At 71.0% G+C, this 19,411-nt stretch carries 20 protein-coding genes; 16 read left to right on the plus strand and 4 right to left on the minus strand.

The features are described 5' to 3' along the window. Positions 1-2 precede the first annotated feature (2 nt). The 6 genes from ahpF (at position 3) to J7357_RS13225 (ending at position 6,537) form a co-directional block, all read left to right on the plus strand. Entirely contained in the window at positions 3-1,595 is a 1,593-nt protein-coding gene (ahpF, locus tag J7357_RS13200) for an alkyl hydroperoxide reductase subunit F (RefSeq protein ID WP_209247095.1), read from the plus strand. Positions 1,596-1,746: 151 nt separating this feature from the next. Beyond that, positions 1,747-2,700, plus strand: a complete 954-nt coding sequence (locus J7357_RS13205) for a LysR substrate-binding domain-containing protein (protein WP_209247096.1) — start codon at positions 1,747-1,749, stop codon at positions 2,698-2,700. A gap of 113 nt (positions 2,701-2,813) precedes the next feature. After that, the gene (rnk, locus tag J7357_RS13210) at positions 2,814-3,245 is read left to right on the plus strand and encodes a nucleoside diphosphate kinase regulator (protein WP_209247097.1); all 432 of its coding nucleotides are present in this window, start codon (positions 2,814-2,816) and stop codon (positions 3,243-3,245) included. 46 nt (positions 3,246-3,291) lie between these two features. Next, positions 3,292-4,260, plus strand: coding sequence for a transaldolase (gene tal, locus J7357_RS13215; protein ID WP_209247098.1), 969 nt, complete (start codon positions 3,292-3,294; stop codon positions 4,258-4,260). 287 nt (positions 4,261-4,547) lie between these two features. Next, the gene (locus J7357_RS13220; protein ID WP_209247099.1) at positions 4,548-5,117 is read left to right on the plus strand and encodes a type 1 glutamine amidotransferase family protein; all 570 of its coding nucleotides are present in this window, start codon (positions 4,548-4,550) and stop codon (positions 5,115-5,117) included. Positions 5,118-5,307: 190 nt separating this feature from the next. After that, positions 5,308-6,537 carry a hypothetical protein gene (locus tag J7357_RS13225; RefSeq protein WP_244667503.1) on the plus strand — a complete coding sequence of 410 codons (1,230 nt, stop codon included), beginning with the start codon at positions 5,308-5,310 and terminating at the stop codon, positions 6,535-6,537. Between the two features lie 86 nt (positions 6,538-6,623). On the opposite strand, the gene msrA is transcribed toward J7357_RS13225, so the two are convergent. Both msrA and J7357_RS13235 read right to left on the minus strand, forming a co-directional pair. After that, the gene (msrA, locus tag J7357_RS13230; protein ID WP_209247101.1) at positions 6,624-7,274 is read right to left on the minus strand and encodes a peptide-methionine (S)-S-oxide reductase MsrA; all 651 of its coding nucleotides are present in this window, start codon (positions 7,272-7,274) and stop codon (positions 6,624-6,626) included. Positions 7,275-7,374: 100 nt separating this feature from the next. Continuing rightward, the gene (locus J7357_RS13235) at positions 7,375-7,896 is read right to left on the minus strand and encodes an SgcJ/EcaC family oxidoreductase (protein WP_209247103.1); all 522 of its coding nucleotides are present in this window, start codon (positions 7,894-7,896) and stop codon (positions 7,375-7,377) included. Positions 7,897-8,023: 127 nt separating this feature from the next. On the opposite strand from J7357_RS13235, the gene J7357_RS13240 reads away from it, so the two are divergent. Genes J7357_RS13240 through J7357_RS13250 form a run of 3 tightly spaced genes read left to right on the plus strand, consistent with a single transcriptional unit; the run spans position 8,024 to position 11,102 of the window. Next, positions 8,024-8,725 (plus strand): helix-turn-helix transcriptional regulator, encoded by a 702-nt coding sequence (locus J7357_RS13240; protein WP_209247105.1) that lies wholly within the window; start codon positions 8,024-8,026, stop codon positions 8,723-8,725. Next, the gene (locus J7357_RS13245) at positions 8,722-10,632 is read left to right on the plus strand and encodes an ATP-binding protein (protein ID WP_209247107.1); all 1,911 of its coding nucleotides are present in this window, start codon (positions 8,722-8,724) and stop codon (positions 10,630-10,632) included. Before J7357_RS13240 ends, J7357_RS13245 begins: the two co-directional genes overlap by 4 nt. After that, positions 10,629-11,102, plus strand: a complete 474-nt coding sequence (locus J7357_RS13250) for a response regulator (protein ID WP_209247109.1) — start codon at positions 10,629-10,631, stop codon at positions 11,100-11,102. The genes J7357_RS13245 and J7357_RS13250 overlap by 4 nt, the downstream gene beginning before the upstream one ends. 80 nt (positions 11,103-11,182) lie before the next feature. On the opposite strand, the gene J7357_RS13255 is transcribed toward J7357_RS13250, so the two are convergent. Then, the gene (locus tag J7357_RS13255) at positions 11,183-11,410 is read right to left on the minus strand and encodes a DUF2007 domain-containing protein (protein WP_017915895.1); all 228 of its coding nucleotides are present in this window, start codon (positions 11,408-11,410) and stop codon (positions 11,183-11,185) included. Positions 11,411-11,612: 202 nt separating this feature from the next. Here J7357_RS13255 and J7357_RS13260 point away from each other — a divergent pair, with 202 nt between their 5' ends. From J7357_RS13260 to rlmM, 7 genes are all read left to right on the plus strand, one after another. After that, the gene (locus tag J7357_RS13260) at positions 11,613-13,364 is read left to right on the plus strand and encodes a glutamine--tRNA ligase/YqeY domain fusion protein (protein ID WP_209247110.1); all 1,752 of its coding nucleotides are present in this window, start codon (positions 11,613-11,615) and stop codon (positions 13,362-13,364) included. 464 nt (positions 13,365-13,828) lie between these two features. Then, positions 13,829-14,605, plus strand: coding sequence for an AraC family transcriptional regulator (locus J7357_RS13265; RefSeq protein ID WP_209247112.1), 777 nt, complete (start codon positions 13,829-13,831; stop codon positions 14,603-14,605). A 39-nt stretch (positions 14,606-14,644) separates the two neighbouring features. After that, positions 14,645-15,604: a DMT family transporter gene (locus tag J7357_RS13270; protein ID WP_209247114.1), complete on the plus strand. Its 960-nt coding sequence runs from the start codon at positions 14,645-14,647 to the stop codon at positions 15,602-15,604. A 46-nt stretch (positions 15,605-15,650) separates the two neighbouring features. Then, positions 15,651-16,034 carry an STN domain-containing protein gene (locus J7357_RS13275; protein ID WP_209247116.1) on the plus strand — a complete coding sequence of 128 codons (384 nt, stop codon included), beginning with the start codon at positions 15,651-15,653 and terminating at the stop codon, positions 16,032-16,034. Between the two features lie 59 nt (positions 16,035-16,093). Further along, positions 16,094-16,501, plus strand: a complete 408-nt coding sequence (locus J7357_RS13280; protein ID WP_209247118.1) for a hypothetical protein — start codon at positions 16,094-16,096, stop codon at positions 16,499-16,501. Continuing rightward, positions 16,501-17,061 carry a nucleoside deaminase gene (locus J7357_RS13285; protein ID WP_209247120.1) on the plus strand — a complete coding sequence of 187 codons (561 nt, stop codon included), beginning with the start codon at positions 16,501-16,503 and terminating at the stop codon, positions 17,059-17,061. Before J7357_RS13280 ends, J7357_RS13285 begins: the two co-directional genes overlap by 1 nt. 22 nt (positions 17,062-17,083) lie before the next feature. Continuing rightward, positions 17,084-18,148 carry a 23S rRNA (cytidine(2498)-2'-O)-methyltransferase RlmM gene (gene rlmM, locus J7357_RS13290; protein ID WP_209247122.1) on the plus strand — a complete coding sequence of 355 codons (1,065 nt, stop codon included), beginning with the start codon at positions 17,084-17,086 and terminating at the stop codon, positions 18,146-18,148. Positions 18,149-18,262: 114 nt separating this feature from the next. Here the strand turns inward: rlmM and J7357_RS13295 are convergent, their stop codons facing one another. Then, positions 18,263-19,312 carry a Gfo/Idh/MocA family oxidoreductase gene (locus J7357_RS13295; protein WP_244667517.1) on the minus strand — a complete coding sequence of 350 codons (1,050 nt, stop codon included), beginning with the start codon at positions 19,310-19,312 and terminating at the stop codon, positions 18,263-18,265. Positions 19,313-19,411: the final 99 nt, after the last annotated feature.

Here is a 19,411-nt window from a genome sequence, read left to right on the forward strand (position 1 = left end):
CCATGTTGGATGCCGATCTGAAAACCCAGTTGAAGGCCTACCTGGAGCGGGTCGTCCGGCCCATCCACATCACCGCGTCGGTGGACGATGGCGCCAAGTCGCGCGAGATGCTCGACCTGCTCGAGGATCTGGTGCTGCTGTCGGACAGGATCACCCTGGACGTGCACCGCGACAGCGGCGAGCGCACCCCGTCGTTCGCGCTGAACAGCCCGGGCCATGACATCCACCTGCGCTTCGCCGGCCTGCCGATGGGCCACGAGTTCACCTCGCTGGTGCTGGCGCTGCTGCAGGTCGGCGGCCATCCGTCCAAGGCCACCGCCGAGCTCATCGAGCAGGTGCGCAACCTGCCCGGCGAGTACCGCTTCGAAACCTATTTCTCGCTGTCCTGCCAGAACTGCCCGGACGTGGTGCAGGCGCTGAATCTGGCCGCGGTGTTGAATCCGAACATCCAGCACGTGGCGATCGACGGCGCGCTGTTCCAGGACGAGGTCGAGGCGCGGCAGATCATGTCGGTGCCCACCGTCTACCTCAACGGCGAAGTGTTCGACCAGGGCCGCATGACCCTGGAGCAGATCGTGGCCAGGCTCGACACCGGCGCGGCCAAGCGCGATGCGGCGGCGATCGCGGCCAAGGCGCCGTTCGATGTGCTGGTGGTCGGCGGCGGCCCGGCCGGCGCGGCCGCGGCGATCTACGCCGCGCGCAAGGGCATCCGCACCGGCGTGGCGGCCGAGCGCTTCGGCGGTCAGGTGCTGGACACCATGGCGATCGAGAACTTCATCTCCGTGCAGGAGACCGAAGGCCCGAAGATGGCCGCGGCGCTGGAGCAGCACGTGCGCCAGTACGACGTGGACATCATGAACCTGCAACGTGCCGAACAGTTGGTGCCGGCCGGCGCCGACGGCCTGGTCGAGGTCAAGCTGGCCAACGGCGCCTCGCTGAAGAGCCGCACGGTGATCCTGTCCACCGGCGCGCGCTGGCGGCAGATGAACGTGCCCGGCGAAGACCAGTACCGCAACAAGGGCGTGGCCTACTGCCCGCACTGCGACGGCCCGCTGTTCAAGGGCAAGCGCGTGGCGGTGATCGGCGGCGGCAACTCCGGCGTGGAAGCGGCGATCGACCTGGCCGGCATCGTCAGCCACGTCACCCTGGTCGAGTTCGACAGCAAGCTGCGCGCCGACGAAGTCCTGCAGCGCAAGCTGCGCAGCCTGGGCAACGTCGACATCCTGGTCAACGCGCAGAGCACCGAGGTGCTGGGCGACGGCCAGAAGGTCACCGGCCTGGTCTACAAGGACCGCGTCGGCGGCGATGTGCATCGCGTGGCGCTGGAAGGCATCTTCGTGCAGATCGGGCTGCTGCCGAACACCGAATGGCTGCAGGGCACGGTGGCGCTGTCGCCGCGCGGCGAGATCGTGGTCGACGACCGCGGCCAGACCTCGCTGCCGGGCGTGTTCGCCGCCGGCGATGCGACCACGGTGCCGTACAAGCAGATCATCATCGCCATGGGCGAAGGCTCCAAGGCGGCGCTGAGCGCGTTCGACCACCTGATCCGCCACAGCGCCCCGGTCGCCAGCGGCAGCGTCGCCGAAGCGGCCTGATACGCCCCCATCCCGCGCCGCACTGTCGGCGCGGGACAGGGCGCGCGCGGCCTGCACCGCGCACGCCATCTGTCTCGCCGCCATCTGCGCCAGACGCTCTATGCTGTGACCCTGCGACACCTCCCGCCGCTGCGTCCCGAGGACCCCGTCGATGAACCTGCGTGATCTGAAATACCTGGTGGCGCTGGCCGATCACAAGCATTTCGGGCGCGCCGCCGCGGCCTGCTTCGTCAGCCAGCCGACGCTGTCCACGCAGATCAAGAAACTCGAGGACGAACTGGGCGTACCGCTGGTCGAACGCGCCCCGCGCAAGGTCATGCTGACCCCGGCCGGGCGCGAGGCCGCCAGCCGCGCGCGCGGCATCGTCGCCGAGATCGAGCAGATGAAGGAGGCGGCGCGGCGCAGCCAGGATCCGGAAGCCGGCACCGTGCGCCTGGGCATCTTTCCCACGCTGGGTCCGTACCTGCTGCCGCACGTGATCCCGCGCATCCGCGAGCGCTTCCCGCAGCTGGAACTGCTGCTGATCGAAGAGAAGAGCGACGTGCTGCTGACCCGCCTGCGCGAAGGCCGGCTGGACGCGGCGCTGCTGGCGCTGCCGCTGCACGACGAGCAGTTGCACGCCGAATTCCTGTTCGAGGAACCGTTCGTGCTGGCGGTGCCCGAGCAGCATCCGCTGGCGCGGCGGCCGACCCCGCTGACCCTGGAGGAACTGCACGCGCAGCGCCTGCTGCTGCTCGAGGACGGGCACTGCCTGCGCGACCAGGCGCTGGACGTGTGCCATCTGTCCGGCGCGCTGGAAAAGGCCGAGTTCCAGGCCACCAGCCTGGAGACGCTGCGGCAGATGGTCGCCGCCAACGTCGGCGTGACCCTGTTGCCGCTGCTGGCGGTGCAGCCGCCGGTGGCCAACCCGCCCAACCTGCGGCTGCTGGCGTTCGCGGCCGACGGCGGGCCGAGCCGGCGCATCGCCATGCTGTGGCGGCGCAGCTCGGCGATGGGCGCATTCCTGCAGCAACTGGCGCACCTGTTCGGCGCGCTGCCCGAAGAGCTGTTCACTCTGCCGGCGCAGGCGCCGCTGCCAAACCAGGCGCCGCGCCAGGTGGCCTGAGCGGGGCAGACCCGGCCACGGCGTCGCATCGGCGCCGGCTTGCTTGCACAATGGCAACAGGGGGCGGCACGGTGCCGCCCCCGTGCGTTGTGCCATCCAAACGGAGTCTGTCCATGACCTCGCAACACCACAGCGGCCTGCCGCCCTCGTTGATCGTCTCCAGCCGCGATTTCGCGCGCCTGGAAGCCCTGCTCGATTCCCCTGCCTTGCACCAGCACCCGGCCGCGCTCGCGCTGGGCGCAGAGCTCGACCGCGCCACCGTCGTGGCGCCGGAGCAACTTCCTCCCGGCATCGTCGCCATGCATACGCGTGTGGAATGCGAAGACGAACTGCACGGCGAACGCCACCAGCTGACCCTGGTCTATCCGCACGAAGCCGATGCCGCGCATGCGCGCATCTCGGTGCTGGCCCCGGTCGGCAGCGCCCTGCTCGGCCTGGCCGTGGGCCAGTCGATCGACTGGCAGGCGCCCGGCGGACGCCCGCTGCGCCTGCGCGTGACCGCGGTGCAGCGCGCCGACGACGACAACGCGCGCGCAGCGCGTTAACGTGCGCGGCCCTATCCTTGTTCCCACTCGTTCCCGAGAGATACCGATGACCTCTTCCGCCCCCTCCAAGCTCGCCCAGTTGCGCGAGTTGTCCGTGGTCGTGGCCGATACCGGCGACTACGACGCGATCAAGCGGCTCAAGCCGGTGGACTGCACCACCAACCCGACCCTGGTGAAGAAGGCGCTGGACCTGCCGGTCTATGCCGACCTGATCGACGAGGCGCTGGCCTGGGCGCGCGGCCAGGACGGCGACCACGCCGCCCTGGTCGACGAGATCGCCGACCGCCTGACCATCGGCGTCGGCGCCAAGCTCAGCGCGCTGGTGCCCGGCCGCGTGTCCACCGAAGTGGACGCCGACCTGGCCCACGACACCGCCGCCACCATCGCCAAGGCGCACAAGTTCATCGCCATGTACGCCGAGCGCGGCATCCCCAAGGACCGGATCCTGATCAAGGTCGCCGCGACCTGGGAAGGCATCGAGGCCGCGCGGCAGCTGCAGAAGGACGGCATCGACTGCAACCTGACCCTGATCTTCAACCGCACCCAGGCCCTGGCCTGCGCCGAGGCCGGTGTGTTCCTGATCTCGCCCTTCGTCGGCCGCATCCTCGACTGGTACGTGGCCAAGGGCCAGACCCCGGCGACCATCGACGAAGACCCGGGCGTGCAGTTCGTGCGCGGCGTGTACGACGAGTTCAAGCGGCGCGGTTCGGCGACCGTGGTCATGGGCGCCTCGTTCCGTTCCACCGCGCAGATCGAGGCGCTGGCCGGCTGCGACCGCCTGACCATCTCGCCGGACCTGCTGGAGAAGCTCGACGCCGACCACGGCCCGCTGCCGCGCAAGCTCTCGCCCGGCCAGGCCGACGGCGCCAAGATCGAGCCGATCGACGCCAAGCGCTTCGCCGCCGACCTGGCGGCCGATCCGATGGCCACCGAGAAGCTGGCCGGCGGCATCGACACCTTCGCCAAGGACCTGCAGACCCTGCGCGACACGATCCGGCAGAAGCTGGTCGGCTGAGTGTTGCCTGCACCCCAAGCGCGGTGATGCTGCGCTTGGGTGCCGGGAATAGGGAAACGGGACTGGGGAATCGGGAAGAGCGAGTCCCCGTCTCGCTGCCGTCTCCCGATCGATTCGATGACGTCTGCACGCGGTCGCACTGCGCGAGCGCGAAGGTGCACGCCCCAACGAACGCCGAAAATAGACGTAGGTGCGGCACATATCACCTGCGGCGCTTTCGACACCCCGTTGGCGCGGCCGCAACTTTTCCCGGGCTATGCTGCGCGCCCGAGTGCAGAGGCAAGGCAATGGCAACGATCACAGTGGTGATGGTGGACGGCGTGGCGGACTGGGAGATCGGCACCATCCTGCCGGCGGCGCGGGCCTGGTTCGGCGATACGCTCCAGATCGCCAGCATCGACGGCAAGCCCATCACCTCGATCGGCGGACTCGACCTGCACCCCACCCATGCGCTGTCGGACCTGGCGCCACTGGACGCCGACCTGTGGCTGCTGCCCGGCAGCGACCGCTGGCAGGCCGGCGAGATTCCCGGACTGAGCGCATTGCTGCAGCAGCGCCTGGAGGCCGGCCGCGGCGTGGCGGCGATCTGCGGCGCGACCCTGGCGCTGGCCTACGCGGGCCTGCTCGATACCCGCCCGCACACAAGCAACTCCGAAGTCTTCCTGCGCGAGCACGCCGGCGTCTATGCCGGCAGCGCGCATTACCAGGAACGCCGCGTTGTCAGCGCCGGCGGCCTGATCACCGCACCGGGCACCAGCCCGGTCAGCTTCGCCGAGGAATGCCTGCGCCTGCTGCACCCCGAACGCGAGGAGCAGATCACGCAGATGCGGCAGATGTTCGCGGCCGAGTTCGTCTAGCGCGACCAGTGCCACCTGTCATGCAGACGGCGGCGGCACGCCATGACTACACTTGTCGCCACGCCCTGCAATCCGCCATCGGCGGCTGCGCGCGGCGTCGCGGTCGATCCGCGGCGGGCGTGATGTAACGGCGGTCACGCACAGCAGCGCGCCGGCAGGGTGCTTCCACCGCTTGGACAGGAGAGAGTGCATGCGCGGATGGATGGCGCGTTGTTTTTTTTCGCTGACGCTGGCTGCCGCCAGTGCCAGCGGCATGGCCGCCACGCCGGCACCGACCCGGGTCGCGATCCTGGGCGTGGAGCACGCCGCGCAACTGGTCTCCGAGCGCGACCAGCCGGGCGTGCTTGCCGCGTTCCTGGAGCACCTCGCGCCGGATGCGATCTGTCTCGAGCGACCGCCGGAGCAGGCGGCGCGCGGCGACTATTACGAGTACACCTACGAGGTGCAGGGCGTGATCCTGCCGTACGCCGCGGCGCATCCGGTCGCCCTCTGTCCGATCGACTGGATGCCGCCGGTGGAGGACGCCAGGCTCGGCTTCGGCGTAGACCTGGACACCCCGCTGGAACTGCGCCGCGAACAGGGCTTCCAGGGCTTCCTGTCGTTCCCCGACAAGGCCGCCCTGCAGCGCGACTTCTTCGCGGCGGATGCGGCCGAGAACGTGGCCGTGGTGCAGAAGTGGGCGCAGACGCCGGCGGCCCGTGCCGACCAGGACCTGCCGCGACGCCTGTACCTGTACCGCACCTTCCTGCAGGCCCAGCGCATCCGCGCAGCGGCGCTGGCGCACCCGGGCAAGACCGTGCTGGTCGTGGTCGGCTATTTCCACAAGCCGGACCTGGAAGCGATCCTCGCGCACGACCCGGCGATCGCGCTGGTGCAGCCGTCGACGCTGGGGCGCCCCACCGCAGACGCGGTCGCGCGCGCCACCACCGCGACGCAGCGCGCCGCGATCCTCGCCTTCAACCTGCTCGGCACCCAGGCCGACACCGGCAACATCGATTGGGCGTGGATGGACCGCGTCCTGGATGCCTACGCGGCCGACGCGCCAGCCGCCGAAACGGCGCTGTTGCAGACGCGCCTGGCACTGCTGAGCGGCCGCATCGCACCGGCCGAGGCGCGGCGGCGCTACGCACGGCTCGCCGAGGACACGCCGGTCGAACTGGCGTTCGGCTGGACCGGCGTGCAGGACCGCACACGGGTGGATTCCTTCTTCGATCCCTTCGGCAACCTGACGGTCCGCCAGCGCGCGACGCTGGAACTGGCACGCACTGACTACGCGCTCGGCAGCAGCCGCGACGGCGACGCGGCGATCGAGCGCCTCAAGGCCGACCTGTCGCCGCGCAAGGCGCTGCAGCTTTCCGGCTATGCGGCGCGGCTGCGGCCGGCCGCCGCGAGCACGCGCGATTCGCGAGCCGCGAAGTAACGGGCTCGCGGCCATACGTCACCCGCGGTCGCCGTGACCCTCGATGGCGACAGCATCCTGCGCACACCATGCGCAGATGCGCTCGCTCAGGCCTCCAGCCCGATCGGACAACTCACCCCGGTCCCGCCCAGGCCGCAGTAGCCGCCCGGGTTCTTGGCCAGATACTGCTGGTGTTCGTCCTCGGCGTAGTAGAACGGCGGCGCCGGGAAGCGGATCTCGGTGGTGATGGGGCCGTAGCCGGCGGCGTCCAGGCGCTGCTGGTAGGCATCGCGGCTGGCCAGCGCGGCCTCGTGCTGGGCCTGGGTGGTGCAGTAGATCGCCGAGCGGTACTGGGTGCCGGTGTCGTTGCCCTGGCGCATGCCCTGGGTCGGGTCGTGGCTTTCCCAGAAGGTCTGCAGCAACTGCTCGAAGCGCACGGCCTGCGGGTCGAACGCCACCAGCACCGCCTCGGTGTGGCCGGTCTGGCCCGAGCAGACCTCGCGATAGGTGGCATTGGGCGTCTCGCCGCCGGCGTAGCCGACCGCGGTGCTGAACACGCCCGGCAGCGACCAGAACTTGCGTTCGGCGCCCCAGAAGCAGCCCAGGCCGAACTGCACCTGCTCCAGGCCGGCGAAGGCATCGCGCAACGGATGGCCGTTGACGAAGTGGCGGTTGTGCAGCGGCAGCGGCTGCGCGCGTCCCGGCAGGCTCTCGCCCGGGCGCGGCAGGCGCTGCTTGAAGGCACCGATTCCCAACATGGCACGGACTCCTGGCAACGACGGCGATGCCTTGTGGATGGCGCTGCCGGAGTCCGCTTTCAAGTGCGCCGCACCAACGCGGCGGCACCAGCCGCGACGCTCACTTCACGGCGGCGCTGGCCGTCGCGGCGGCGACCGGCTCGGGCATCGCCGAGCTATGGTGGTTGATGATCAGCCAGCGCCCGTCGCGCTTTTCGTACACGAAGGTGTAGCGCGCCTGCACTTGGCGGGTGCTGCCGTCGGGATTGTTCAGGGTGAAGGTGTAGACGCCGGCGTCGACCGCGCTGTCGTCGTCGAGCAGCCGCACCTGGCGATAGTTGATGGCACCGCGCGGCTTGGCGGCGAGGAAGTGGCTGAAGTAGTCCTCGATCTCGGCGCGGCTGGCGCGCACCTGGTTGGACACCGTGGGCAGCAGCACGCCGTCGCGGGCGTACAGGTCGGCCACGCGCTGCGGGTTGCCGGTGGCCAGCGCCGCGTTCCAGCGGTCGAACAGGCCGGCGATCTCGCGCTCGGCACTGCTGGCCGGTGTCGCCGGCTGGCCGTCGTAGTGCATCGCCGGCGCGGCCAGCGCGGTGGAGGTGGTGGTCAGGCCCAGTGCCAGGGCGAACAGGATGCGACGCATGGGAAGTCTCCGTGTGCTGAGGGGATGCCGTCTCGGGGCGAAGCGAGTATTGGCAGCGGCGGCTTGCGGAACATCCGCTGGGCGGCATATCCTCGAATATGCCGTTCGGCATATCGGAGACGCGCCCGTGCACCCTTCCTCCAATGCAGGCCAGTGGCGTGAGGCACTGCGCCGCGACGCTGCCGACGCCGCGCGCTGGCAGGCGGTGGCTGCCGCCGCGGCCGCGCTGCGCGAGGCCGGCGATGCCGCGCAGGCCGCCGCGCACGCACTCGTGCCGGCCAGTGCCCTGGTGGCGGCCCCGCACGCCGCGGTGCTGGCGGTGCGCGGCACCCGCTGCCTGGTGCTGGCCAGCCAGGGCGATGCGTTGCCGCCGGGCGCCAGCGTCACTATCGAGGCCCCCGCTCAGGCCTGGCGCCTGCGCGGCCATGCCGCCGCCGAGGCCGGCGAGCTGTGCCTGCCGATCGCCGCGCTGGGCGTGCCGCTGGGCACGCTGTGTCTGGGCTGGGACGCCCACACCGTCCCGGCGCCGGAAGACGTGCAGGCCCTGTCCGCGATCGCCGCGCTGCTGGCGCCACTGGCGGCCGAACCGCCGCGTCCGCCGCGGCGGCGCAAACCGGCGCAGGCCGATCGTCTGGCCGTGCTCAGCGCGCGCGAGCGGCAGGTGCTGGCGCTGCTGTCGCGCGGCCTCACCAATGCCGCGCTCGGCGCCGAGCTGGGCATCAGCGCCGGCACCGCCAAGGTCCACGTCGAGCGCATCCTGCACAAGCTGCAGGTGGCCGACCGCACCCAGGCCGCGGTGGTCGCGGTGCAGGCGGGGGTGGCGCTGTGAGGGCGCTGGCGCGGCGCTGGAACGACTGGCCGCTGACCCGCAAGAGCCTGGCGCTGGTGGCGCTGCCGCTGTTGCTGCTGGTGGCGGCGCTGGTGGCGATCTACAGCGTGGAGCGGCAGAACATCGCCGCCGAGAACGACGTGCGCCGCACCTTGCAGTTGCTCAGCGATTTGCACGAGGCGCATGCGCTGCTGGCCGAGACCGCCGCCGGCGTGCGCGGCTATCGGCTGGTGCGCCAGGATGCGTTCCTGACCCCGTACCGCGACGCCGAGCCGCGGCTGAAGACCGTGGTGCAGCACCTGTCGCAGCGCATCACCGATCCGCGGCAGGCGCAGCGCTTCGCCCGCATCCAGCCGCTGTTCGAGGAGAAGATGCAGGGCTGGCGGCGGCTGCTGGCGCCGGACCTGAGCCGCGAGGAAGAGATCCGCCAACTGCGCGAGGGCAAGGTCACCCTCGACATCCTGCGCGCGGAACTGCGCGAGCTGCGCAACTACGAGACCGCGCAACTGCAGGTGCGTACCGCCAAGGCGCAGGCGCTGCGCCAGCGCAACCTGCTGATCACCCTGTGCGCGGCGATGCTGGGTGGGCTCGGCGCGGTGCTCGCGGTGGCCTGGTTCGCCTCGTCGCTGTCGCGGCGCCTGCGCCAGCTCTCGGCCAATGCCGACCGCCTCGGCGACGGCCGACCGCTGACGCCACAGCCGCCGGCCGGCGACGAACTGGGCCAGGTCGCGCAACGCCTGCAGCAGGCCAGCACCCTGCTCGCCGCGCGCGCCGAGGAAGCGCAGTCGGCGCGCCGCGAGGCCGAGAGCGCCAACCGCGCCAAGACCGAATTCCTCTCGCGCAGCAGCCACGAACTGCGCACCCCGCTCAACGCCATCCTCGGCTATGCGCAGGTGCTGGAGATGGACCTGCCGGGCGCGGCGCAGCGCGACCACCTGCAGCACATCCTCGGCGCCGGCCGGCACCTGTTGGGGCTGATCACCGAACTGCTGGACATCGCCCGCATTGAGGCCGACCAGCTCGACCTGAGCCCTCGCCCGGTGCCGGTGCGCACCGCGCTGGAAGAGGCGCTGGGGCTGGTCGCGCCGGAAGCGCAGGCGCGCGGCATCGTGCTGCGGCCACCGCAACTGCCGCCGGAGTGGACCGTGCGCGCCGATCCGCAGCGGCTGCGCCAGGTGTTGATCAACCTGCTGTCCAACGCGATCAAGTTCAACCGCCCGGGCGGCGCGGTGTGGGTGAGCGCCGTGCCCGAAGGCCAGTCCCTGGCCCTGACCGTGCACGACCAGGGCCACGGCCTGACGCCGGCGCAGGTGGAACGATTGTTCACGCCGTTCGAGCGGCTCGGCGCCGAGCGCTCGGCGATCGAGGGCACCGGCCTGGGCCTGGCGCTGAGCAAGCGCCTGACCGAGGCGATGGGCGGGCGCATCGCCGTGGACAGCGGCCCGGACGGATCGCGGTTCACCATCGCGCTGCCGCTGGATCGGCCGCAGGCAGCGGCGCAGCCGGACCAGGCGGTGGCGACGACGACGACGGGCGCGGCCCGGCGCCAGTTGCTGAGCGTGGAAGACAACCCCTCCAACCAGGCGCTGATCCGTACCCTGGTCGAACGCCGCCCGCACTGGCGCCTGCACGAGGCCGCCAGCCTGGCGCAGGCGCACGCGCATCTGCAGCAGGCCACGCCGGACCTGATCCTGCTCGACCTGCACCTGAGCGACGGCAACGGCGAGGAACTGCTGCAGGCGCTGCGCGCGCAGCCTCACACCTCAGCCATCCCGGTAGTGGTGATCAGCGCCGATGCCACCGCGACCACGCTGGCCCGCGTGCAGGGCGATCCCGTGCGCGCCTACCTGACCAAGCCGCTGGACGTGGCCGACTTCTTCTCCGTTCTGGACCGACACCTCGCATGACCCGCAACGATGTCCTCGCCGCGCGCATCCTGATCGTCGACGACGAACCAGCCAACGTCCGCCTGCTGGAGGAACTGCTGCAGCGCGAAGGCTTCCGCCAGGTGGTGGCGACCACCGACCCGCAGCGGGTGCTGGGCCTGGTCGCCGCATTCGCGCCGGACCTGATCCTGCTCGACCTGATGATGCCGGAGCTGGACGGCTACGCGATCCTGGAGCAACTGGCGCGGCTGGCCGGCCCGTCCAGCTTCCTGCCGGTGATCGTGCTCACCGCCGACCCCAGCCGCAGCGCCCGCCACCGCGCCCTCGGCCTGGGCGCCAAGGATTTCCTGACCAAGCCGCTGGACACCTTCGAAGTGGCTCTGCGGGTCTGGAACGTGGCCGAGACCGTGGTGCTGTTCAAGCGCCTGCGTGCGCTGGCCGTGGCGGATGCCGTGCCGCCGGGGTGGTCGACGGCCGGGATTGGAGATTAGGGATTAGGGATTGGGGATTCGCAACGGCAGCCCCGCTTTTGCCAATCCCCAATCCCGACTCCCCAATCCCCGCCCCACACCTACATCGCCCGCGTCACCTGGCCACCCAGGCCCAATGCCATCAGCACTTCCTGGGCCTTTTCCAGCAATTCGTCGGCCACGCAGACCTGGACCACGCCGAACGGCAGTTCGCCGGCGCCGCCGAGCAGGGCCTCGCCGAACACGAAGGCGGTGATGCCGGCGTCCTCCAGCGCGTGCTTGGCCAGGTGCGCATCGATCAGGTGCTGGGCGCGGTAGGCGATCTGCATGGTCGGCCCTCAGCCGCGGGCGCCGACATCGGCGGGGTGGGCGCGCCAGACGCGTTGCAGCCATGCGCGGCGGGATCGAGCGCCGACGAAGCAGGACAAGGACATGGCGGGATCTCGCAGCTGGGCCAAGCCGCAGCCTACGCGCCGGGGCGGCCGCCGGCCAGCTCGGCTAAACTTGCGCTTTACTTATTCGCTGACGCGCATGTCCGACACCCCCGCCACCGACGCCTCCGCCCCGGCCGAGAAGAAAGACTTCATCCGCCAGATCGTCCGCGAGGACCTGGCCAGCGGCAAGCACACGGCCATCCGCACCCGCTTCCCGCCCGAGCCCAACGGCTATCTGCACATCGGCCACGCCAAGGCGATCTGCCTGGACTTCGGCATCGCCGCCGAGTTCGGCGGGCGCTGCAACCTGCGCTTCGACGACACCAACCCGGCCAAGGAAGATCCCGAATTCGTCGCCGCGATCCAGGACGACGTGCGCTGGCTGGGCTTCGACTGGGCCGAACTGCGCCATGCCTCGGACTATTTCGAGGTGTACTACCTGGCCGCCGAGAAGCTGATCCGCGACGGCCACGCCTTCGTCTGCGACCTCTCCGCCGAGCAGGTGCGCGAATATCGCGGCACCCTCACCGAACCGGGCCGCGACTCGCCATACCGCACCCGCAGCGTCGAGGAGAACCTGGACCTGTTCCGGCGCATGCGCGCCGGCGAGTTCCCGGACGGTGCGCGCACCCTGCGCGCCAAGATCGACATGAGCAGCGGCAACATCAACCTGCGCGACCCGGCGCTGTACCGGATCAAGCACGTCGAACACCAGAACACCGGCAACGCCTGGCCGATCTACCCGATGTACGACTTCGCGCATTCGCTGGGCGATGCCGTGGAAGGCATCACCCACTCGCTGTGCACGCTGGAGTTCGAGGACCACCGCCCGCTGTACGACTGGTGCGTGGACAAGGTCGACCTGGCCGGCCACCCGGAACTGCTGCAGCCGCTGCTGGACAAGGGCCTGCCGCGCGAGGCGGCCAAGCCGAGGCAGATCGAGTTCTCGCGGCTCAACATCAACTACACGGTGATGAGCAAGCGCAAGCTGACCCAGCTCGTCGCCGAGGGCCTGGTCGACGGCTGGGACGACCCGCGCATGTACACCCTGCAGGGCCTGCGCCGCCGCGGCTACACGCCGGCCGCGCTGCGCCTGCTGGTCGACCGCGTCGGCATCAGCAAGCAGAACTCGGTGATCGACTTCTCGGTGCTGGAAGGCTGCCTGCGCGAAGACCTGGACGCGCATGCCGCGCGGCGCATGGCGGTGATCGAGCCGCTGAAGCTGGTGCTGAGCAACCTGCCCGAGGGCCACAGCGAAACGCTAACGTTCTCCAACCATCCCAAGGACGAGGGCTTCGGCACGCGCGAAGTGCCGTTCTCGCGCGAGCTGTGGATCGAGCGCGAGGACTTCGCCGAAGTCCCGCCCAAGGGCTGGAAGCGGCTGGTGCCGGGCGGCGAAGTGCGCCTGCGCGGCGCCGGCATCGCCCGCGTCGACGAAGTGATCAAGAACGACGCCGGCGAGATCGTGGAACTGCGCGGCTGGCTCGACCCGGAATCGCGCCCGGGCATGGAAGGCGCCAACCGCAAGGTCAAGGGCACCATCCACTGGGTCAGCGCCGCGCACGCGGTGGAGGCGGAGATCCGCCTGTACGACCGCCTGTTCTCGGTAGAGAAGCCCGACGACGAGTCCGAGGGCAAGACCTACCGCGATTACCTCAATCCCGACTCCAAGCGCAGCGTGCGCGGCTACGTCGAACCCGCCGCCGCCCAGGCCGCGCCGGAGCAGGCATTCCAGTTCGAGCGCACCGGCTATTTCGTCGCCGACCGCTACGACCACCGCGCCGACGCGCCGGTGTTCAACCGCAGCGTGACGCTGCGCGATACCTGGAGCGTTAGCCAGGGCAGCTGACCAAGCGCGTGTGCCATGCCTCCAGCGACGGCAACGTCCTGGAGGAAGGCCGCGCATCGGCCGCGCACCGCGTGCCAGAACATAAGCCGCGTCGTTCGGCGCTATCGCGTCGGGACTGAAGTCCCTCCCACAGGATGGCCGCATGCGCGGCCGCTTCCTGCACGGCCAGCGTTAGCCGTGCCGCTTTTGTCGGTAAGGCGTTGCGGCCGAAGCCACCAAAAGCCGGGATTGGGGATTGGGGATTTTCCCGCGAGTACTAGGTGATTGCGATTGCACTGTGGGAGGGGCTTCAGCCCCGACGGGCTTTACCGGTAGCGTCTATCGGTGCAAGCAACGAATACGCAGAGTCCCGACTTTTTCTGTCAGGAGCGCCACACATGCCGCGCACTCGCGGAAAATCCCCAATCCCCAATCCCCAATCCCCGCCCTTCCCCCGCCACCGCCCGCGCGCTAGCGTAACGGGCATGTCCCCCGCCCCACCCCTGAGCCTGCGCAGCTACGGCCGCGACGGCGCCGCCCATCAGCACGACCACGTGCAGTTGGTGCTGCCGTTGCACGGGTCGATGGAACTGGAGGTGGACGGCCGCGGCGGCTATCTGGACCGTTTCCGCGCCGCGGTGGTCGCACCGCAGACCCGGCATGCGCAGTGCGCGCTGGACGCCAACCGCTTCCTGGTCGTCGATTGCGCCGCCGATGCCTTCGGCGACGCTGCGCTGGAGCGTCTGCGGCGGCAGCCCTTCCTCGACCTGCCCCCGCCCTTGCAGGATCTGCTCGCCGCGCAGGCGCCGCATCCCGACCTCGCCATTGCCCATGCCCAGGCCGGCGCTGCCGTGCTGGCCTGGCTGCAGGCGGACACCGCGCCGCGCGGCTGGCAGCGGCTGCAGGCGCTGTGCCGACGCATCGAGGCCGCGCCCGGCCAGGACTGGCCGGTGCGGCGCATGGCGCAGGTGGCGCACCTGAGTCCGAGTCGCCTGCACGCGCTGTTCCGCGCTGCGTTCGGACGCACGCCGCAGGACTGGGTGGCGGCACGGCGGCTGGACTGGGTGCGCCGGCAACTGGCGCATGGCAACCGGCCGATCGCCGACCTGGCCCAGGACAGCGGCTATGCCGACCAGAGCGCGCTGACCCGCGCGCTCAAGCGCAGCACCGGCCAGACCCCGGCCGCCTACCGCCGCCGTCATCGCCCGGCGCCAGGACAGGAGTCTGGGACAAGCCGGCCGCTGCCGGCGCCGGCATGCTGAGCCGTCACGGCTGACACGGCCGATACGGAACCGAACCGCATGCGCGAACGTCTATGGGCAGGGGTCGGCAGCGGCATGGTCGCGGGTGCGCTGTGGGGCCTGGTGTTCCTGGCGCCGCAACTGCTGAGCGCCTTCTCGCCGCTGCAACTGGCCATCTCGCGCTACCTGGCCTACGGCGCCATCGCCGCCGTGGTGCTGCTGCCGCGCTGGCGCGCCGCCACCGCGCCGCTGGGCGCGGCCGAATGGTGGGCGCTGCTGCGCCTGAGCCTGCTCGGCAACATCGTCTACTACGTGCTGCTGGGCAGCGCGGTGCAGTGGGCCGGCGGCGCCGCCACCGCGCTGATCATCGGCCTGCTGCCGGCGGCGGTCACCGTGATCGGCTCGCGCGCGGCCGGCGCGGTGCGGTTGCGCCGGCTCGCCGCGCCCTGCGCGCTGTGCGTGCTCGGGGTGGCGCTGGTCGCGGTGCAGACCCTGGCCGTGGCGCGGCCGCACATTCCGGCCAGCCTCGGCCTGCGTGCGGCGGGACTGGCCTGCGCGGTCGGCGCGCTGGCGTGCTGGACCGCCTACTCGATCAAGAACGCGCGCTGGCTGCGGCGGCGCCCGGACCTGTCCGGCCGCGACTGGTCGCTGCTGACCGGCGTGGTCACCGGCGCGCTGGCCCTGGCCCTGGCGCTGCCGGCGTTCGCGCTGGCCGGCACGCCGCACGCCGGCCCCGAGTGGATGCGCTTCTGGGGCATGGCGCTGGTGCTGGCGCTGTTCGCTTCGGTGATCGGCAACGCCTGCTGGAACCACGCCAGCCGGCTGCTGCCGCTGACCCTGGTCGGGCAGATGATCGTGTTCGAGACCGTGTTCGCGCTGCTGTACGGCTTTCTGTGGGAGCAGCGCTGGCCGACCGCGCTGGAACTGCTGGCGATCGCCTGCCTGCTCGGCGGCGTGCTGTGGTGCACCCTGGTGCATGCGCGGCCGCAACCCGCCGTGCGCGAAGCCAAGCCCGGTTAAGCGGCGCTGCCTAGACTGGCGCAGGTCCTCTCACGGGAATCGCGCCATGCACACACTCCTGCGCCGTTGCTGCCCCGTCCTCGCGCTGGTCTTCGCACTCGCCGGCTGCAGCAACGCTTCCACCGCACCGTCCCCCGCGACACCGGATTCGGCCGTCACCGCCAGCGCACCGGCGGCGACCGGCAAGTGCGACGCCGTCCCCGACCATGCCTACGACCTGCCGGCCGGGCGCTTCGATGAGGTGTCGCAGCAACTGGCCCACGCCACCGGCTGCATGGTCGTGTACCGCGATCCAGGCCTCGCGTCGTTGCCGGTCAACGCGGTGAGGGGACAGATCAGCATCCGCCAGGCGCTGCACCAGGCGCTGGACGGCACGGCGTTGCGGATCGCGCAGGAGAACGCGGACACGCTGACGGTCGTGCGCCGCTGACCCGGTGGCGGCGCGAGGGGTTGCTACCATGGCCGCACTCCACCGCACGGAAGGTCGCCATGTCCCGCCATTTCGCGTCGTTGCTGTGTTCCCTGTGCCTGCTCGCCGGCATGCTGCTGTCCAGCGCCTGCGCGCGCAGCGAAACCGCCAAGCCGGCGGTGCCGGCGCCTGCGCAAGCGGCATCCGCACCGGGCCTGCCGATCAAGGTCGATACCAGCTGCCGTACCGATGCCGACTGCACCGTCAAGAACGTCGGCAACTGCTGCGGGGCGATGCCGGCCTGCGTCAACCGCGACAGCCCCACCGATCCGCAGGGCGTGATGGCGCAATGCCAGGCCAGCGGGCGCATGAGCGTGTGCGGCTCGCCCGCCATCGCCGGCTGCTCCTGCGTGGCCGGGCAATGCAGCGCGCGCCCCGCGCAAGCCGATACACTGCGCGCCCCCCAGCCTGCCGAACCCGTCCGCTGATGCTCTACGCGCAAGTCCACCTCACCCTGCCCGCCTGGATCCACGAGGCGGTCGATCCGCAGGCCGTCTACGCCAGCGACGCCGACAAGGTCGCGCTGGCGGTGGAACTGTCGCGACTGAACGTGGACGCCGGCAGCGGCGGCCCGTTCGGCGCGGCGGTGTTCGGCCCGGACCACCGCATCATCGCCGTCGGCGTGAACCGCGTCGTGCCGCAGACCACCTCGCTGGCGCATGCCGAGAACATGGCCTACATGCTGGCCCAGCAGCGCCTGCAGACCCCGCGACTGAACGCGGTGCTGTCGCCGGTGACCCTGGCCACCTCCTCGCAGCCGTGCTGCCAGTGCTACGGCGCGACCATCTGGGCCGGCATCGACCGCCTGCTGATCGGTGCCAGCGCCGAGGACGTGATGGCGCTGACCCCGTTCGACGAAGGCCCGCTGCCGGCGGACTGGGTCGGCGAGCTGCAGCGCCGCGGCATCGAGGTGGTGCGCGGCCTGCATCGCGACGCCGCCTGCTCGGTGCTGCGCCGCTATGGCGAACTCGACAGCCCCCGCTACTGACGCCGCCGACGAAGGCTTGCCCATGTCCTCCGAGAACGGCCCGCTGGTCCAGGGCCTGCTGTGCTACTGCCGGCCCGGCTTCGAACCCGAACTGGCGGCCGAGCTCAACGCCCGCGCCGGCGAGGCCGGGCTGGCCGCCTACGCCCGCACCGAGCGCAACAGCGGCTATGCGCTGCTGCTCAGCGACACCGCGGTGCCGGCGCAGGCACTGCCCTGGCGCGGGCTGATCTTCGCCCGGCAGAAGCTGCAGCTGCTGGCCGAACTGCGCGAGTTGCCGGCCAGCGACCGCATCGCGCCGATCCTGCTTGCGCTTGCCGGACAGCCGCGCTTCGGCGACCTGTGGGTCGAACATCCGGACTCGGACGCCGGCAAGCCGCTGTCGGGCCTGGCGCGCAGTTTCGGCAACGCGCTGCGCCCGGCGCTGCGCAAGGCCGGCCTGCTCAGCGACAAGCCGCAGCCGCGGCTGCCGCGCCTGCACGTGTGCTTCGTGACCGGCACCCACGCCCTGCTGGCGGTGGCCGACAGCGAGGACAGCGCGCCGTGGCCGCTGGGCATTCCGCGCCTCAAGCTGCTGCCGGAGGCGCCCTCGCGCTCGGCGTTGAAACTGGAGGAAGCGCTGCTGGCGCTGCTGACCCCGCAAGAGCGCGAGACGCTGCTGCGCCCGGGCATGCGCGCGGCCGACCTCGGCGCCGCCCCCGGCGGCTGGACCTGGGTACTGACCCGCCAGCACCTGCACGTGACCAGCGTGGACAACGGCCCGCTGCGCCAGCACGTGCTCGACAGCGGCCTGGTCGACCACCTGCGCGCCGACGGCTTCCACTGGAAACCGCCGCAGCCGCTGGACTGGATGGTCTGCGACATGGTCGAGCAACCGCGCCGCGTCGCCGAGCGCATGGCCACCTGGTTCCGCGAGGGCTGGTGCCGGCACGCGATCTTCAACCTGAAGCTGCCGATGAAGAAGCGCTGGGACGAGACCCGGCTGTGCCTGGACCTGTTCGCCGAGCGCGCCGAACGCCCGCTGCAGCTGCGCGCCAAGCAGCTCTACCACGACCGCGAAGAGATCACGGTGCTGGCGATCCCAGGCTGAGCGGCCGCATCCATCCGGTTTTCGCAGGAGCGGCTTCAGCCGCGATGGGCATTATCGGGAAAGCCATCGCGGCTGAAGCCGCTCCTACGAAGAGCGCATTGGCTCCGCCCACCGCTACAACACGATCCGCGCCCCGTCCTCCCGCGCCGAGCGCTGGATGGCATCGACGATGCGCATGTCGCGCAGGCCTTCCTCGCCAGGCACCCGCAGCGGCGTGCCCTGCAGGATCGCCAGCGCGTCCTCGTCCATCTGCAGCGCCTGCTGGTGGCGCACCCGCGCGTCGAACAGGCGGCCATCGCTGGCCCGGCCGCGCACGCCGTCGTAGGCCTGGAACGGCGCCAGTTCGTACCAGCCATTCGCGCACTCGGCGCGCAGCAGGTTCATGGTGCGGCCGAAGCTGGCCGCGCAGCTGGCGATCACCTCGTGCGGGAACTCCAGGGTGAAGTGCATGTGCTCGTCGACCTCGTCGAACAGCGCCGGCCGATCGGTGGATCGCCGCGCGCTGACCGCCAGCGGCTCGGCGCCGGTCGTGTAGCGCGCCGCATTGAGCGGATACACGCCCATGTCGTACATCGCCCCGCCGCCGTACTGCGCGCGCAGCCGCCACGGCCGCTGCGCCGGGTCGGTGTCGCCATAGCCGGCATAGCCCGCCTCGGCGCGCACGCTGCGCATCGCCCCGAACGGGCGTTCGCCGGCCAGGGCGATGAGGCGCCGGGTGTTGGGCTCGTGCTGCATGCGGTAGCCGATGCTCAGCCGCACCTTGTTGCGCGCACAGGCCTCGATCATCGCCTGCGCCTGCTCGGCGTGCAGCGCCATCGGTTTCTCGCACCACACGTGCTTGCCGGCGGCCGCGGCGCGGAGGCTCAGCGGCGCATGCAGATGGGTGGGCGTGACCACGTAGACCACGTCGATGTCCGGGTTGTCGGCGATGCGCTCCAGGTCGTCGTAGCTGTAGACGTTGCGATCCGGGATGCGGTAGCGCGCCTGCCACTGCGGGATCTTCTGCGGCGAGCCGGTGACGATGCCGGCCAGGCGACAGTGCCTGGTCAGGGTGAGCCCCGGCGCCAGACGGCTACTGGCGTACTCGCCGAGCCCAACCAGGGCCACGCCCAGCGGCTTGCGACGACGCGCCGGCGTGGCCGCCCATGCGGACGCTCCAAGCATGCCGGCGGCGGTGGCGGAGAGGCCGGCCAACAACAGGCGGCGGCGATTCGGCGAGGACGGCTCCATGCGCAACTCCGACCGGAAAGGTTCCCCACCCTA

This window comes from Xanthomonas sp. D-109 (assembly GCF_017746095.1).
GTDB classification, from domain to species: domain Bacteria; phylum Pseudomonadota; class Gammaproteobacteria; order Xanthomonadales; family Xanthomonadaceae; genus Xanthomonas_A; species Xanthomonas_A sacchari.

Excerpts from the sequence above, each read along its gene's own strand:
- tal (WP_209247098.1), top strand. The coding sequence starts at position 3,292 with ATGACCTCTTCCGCCCCCTCCAAGCTCGCCCAGTTGCGCGAGTTGTCC.
- J7357_RS13235 (WP_209247103.1), bottom strand. The coding sequence starts at position 7,896 with ATGCGTCGCATCCTGTTCGCCCTGGCACTGGGCCTGACCACCACCTCC.
- J7357_RS13285 (WP_209247120.1), top strand. The coding sequence starts at position 16,501 with ATGCTCTACGCGCAAGTCCACCTCACCCTGCCCGCCTGGATCCACGAG.
- msrA (WP_209247101.1), bottom strand. The coding sequence starts at position 7,274 with ATGTTGGGAATCGGTGCCTTCAAGCAGCGCCTGCCGCGCCCGGGCGAG.
- J7357_RS13205 (WP_209247096.1), top strand. The coding sequence starts at position 1,747 with ATGAACCTGCGTGATCTGAAATACCTGGTGGCGCTGGCCGATCACAAG.
- J7357_RS13250 (WP_209247109.1), top strand. The coding sequence starts at position 10,629 with ATGACCCGCAACGATGTCCTCGCCGCGCGCATCCTGATCGTCGACGAC.
- J7357_RS13280 (WP_209247118.1), top strand. The coding sequence starts at position 16,094 with ATGTCCCGCCATTTCGCGTCGTTGCTGTGTTCCCTGTGCCTGCTCGCC.
- ahpF (WP_209247095.1), top strand. The coding sequence starts at position 3 with ATGTTGGATGCCGATCTGAAAACCCAGTTGAAGGCCTACCTGGAGCGG.
- J7357_RS13270 (WP_209247114.1), top strand. The coding sequence starts at position 14,645 with ATGCGCGAACGTCTATGGGCAGGGGTCGGCAGCGGCATGGTCGCGGGT.
- J7357_RS13255 (WP_017915895.1), bottom strand. The coding sequence starts at position 11,410 with ATGCAGATCGCCTACCGCGCCCAGCACCTGATCGATGCGCACCTGGCC.
- J7357_RS13220 (WP_209247099.1), top strand. The coding sequence starts at position 4,548 with ATGGCAACGATCACAGTGGTGATGGTGGACGGCGTGGCGGACTGGGAG.
- J7357_RS13260 (WP_209247110.1), top strand. The coding sequence starts at position 11,613 with ATGTCCGACACCCCCGCCACCGACGCCTCCGCCCCGGCCGAGAAGAAA.
- J7357_RS13275 (WP_209247116.1), top strand. The coding sequence starts at position 15,651 with ATGCACACACTCCTGCGCCGTTGCTGCCCCGTCCTCGCGCTGGTCTTC.
- J7357_RS13295 (WP_244667517.1), bottom strand. The coding sequence starts at position 19,312 with ATGCTTGGAGCGTCCGCATGGGCGGCCACGCCGGCGCGTCGTCGCAAG.
- rlmM (WP_209247122.1), top strand. The coding sequence starts at position 17,084 with ATGTCCTCCGAGAACGGCCCGCTGGTCCAGGGCCTGCTGTGCTACTGC.
- J7357_RS13265 (WP_209247112.1), top strand. The coding sequence starts at position 13,829 with ATGTCCCCCGCCCCACCCCTGAGCCTGCGCAGCTACGGCCGCGACGGC.
- J7357_RS13225 (WP_244667503.1), top strand. The coding sequence starts at position 5,308 with ATGCGCGGATGGATGGCGCGTTGTTTTTTTTCGCTGACGCTGGCTGCC.
- rnk (WP_209247097.1), top strand. The coding sequence starts at position 2,814 with ATGACCTCGCAACACCACAGCGGCCTGCCGCCCTCGTTGATCGTCTCC.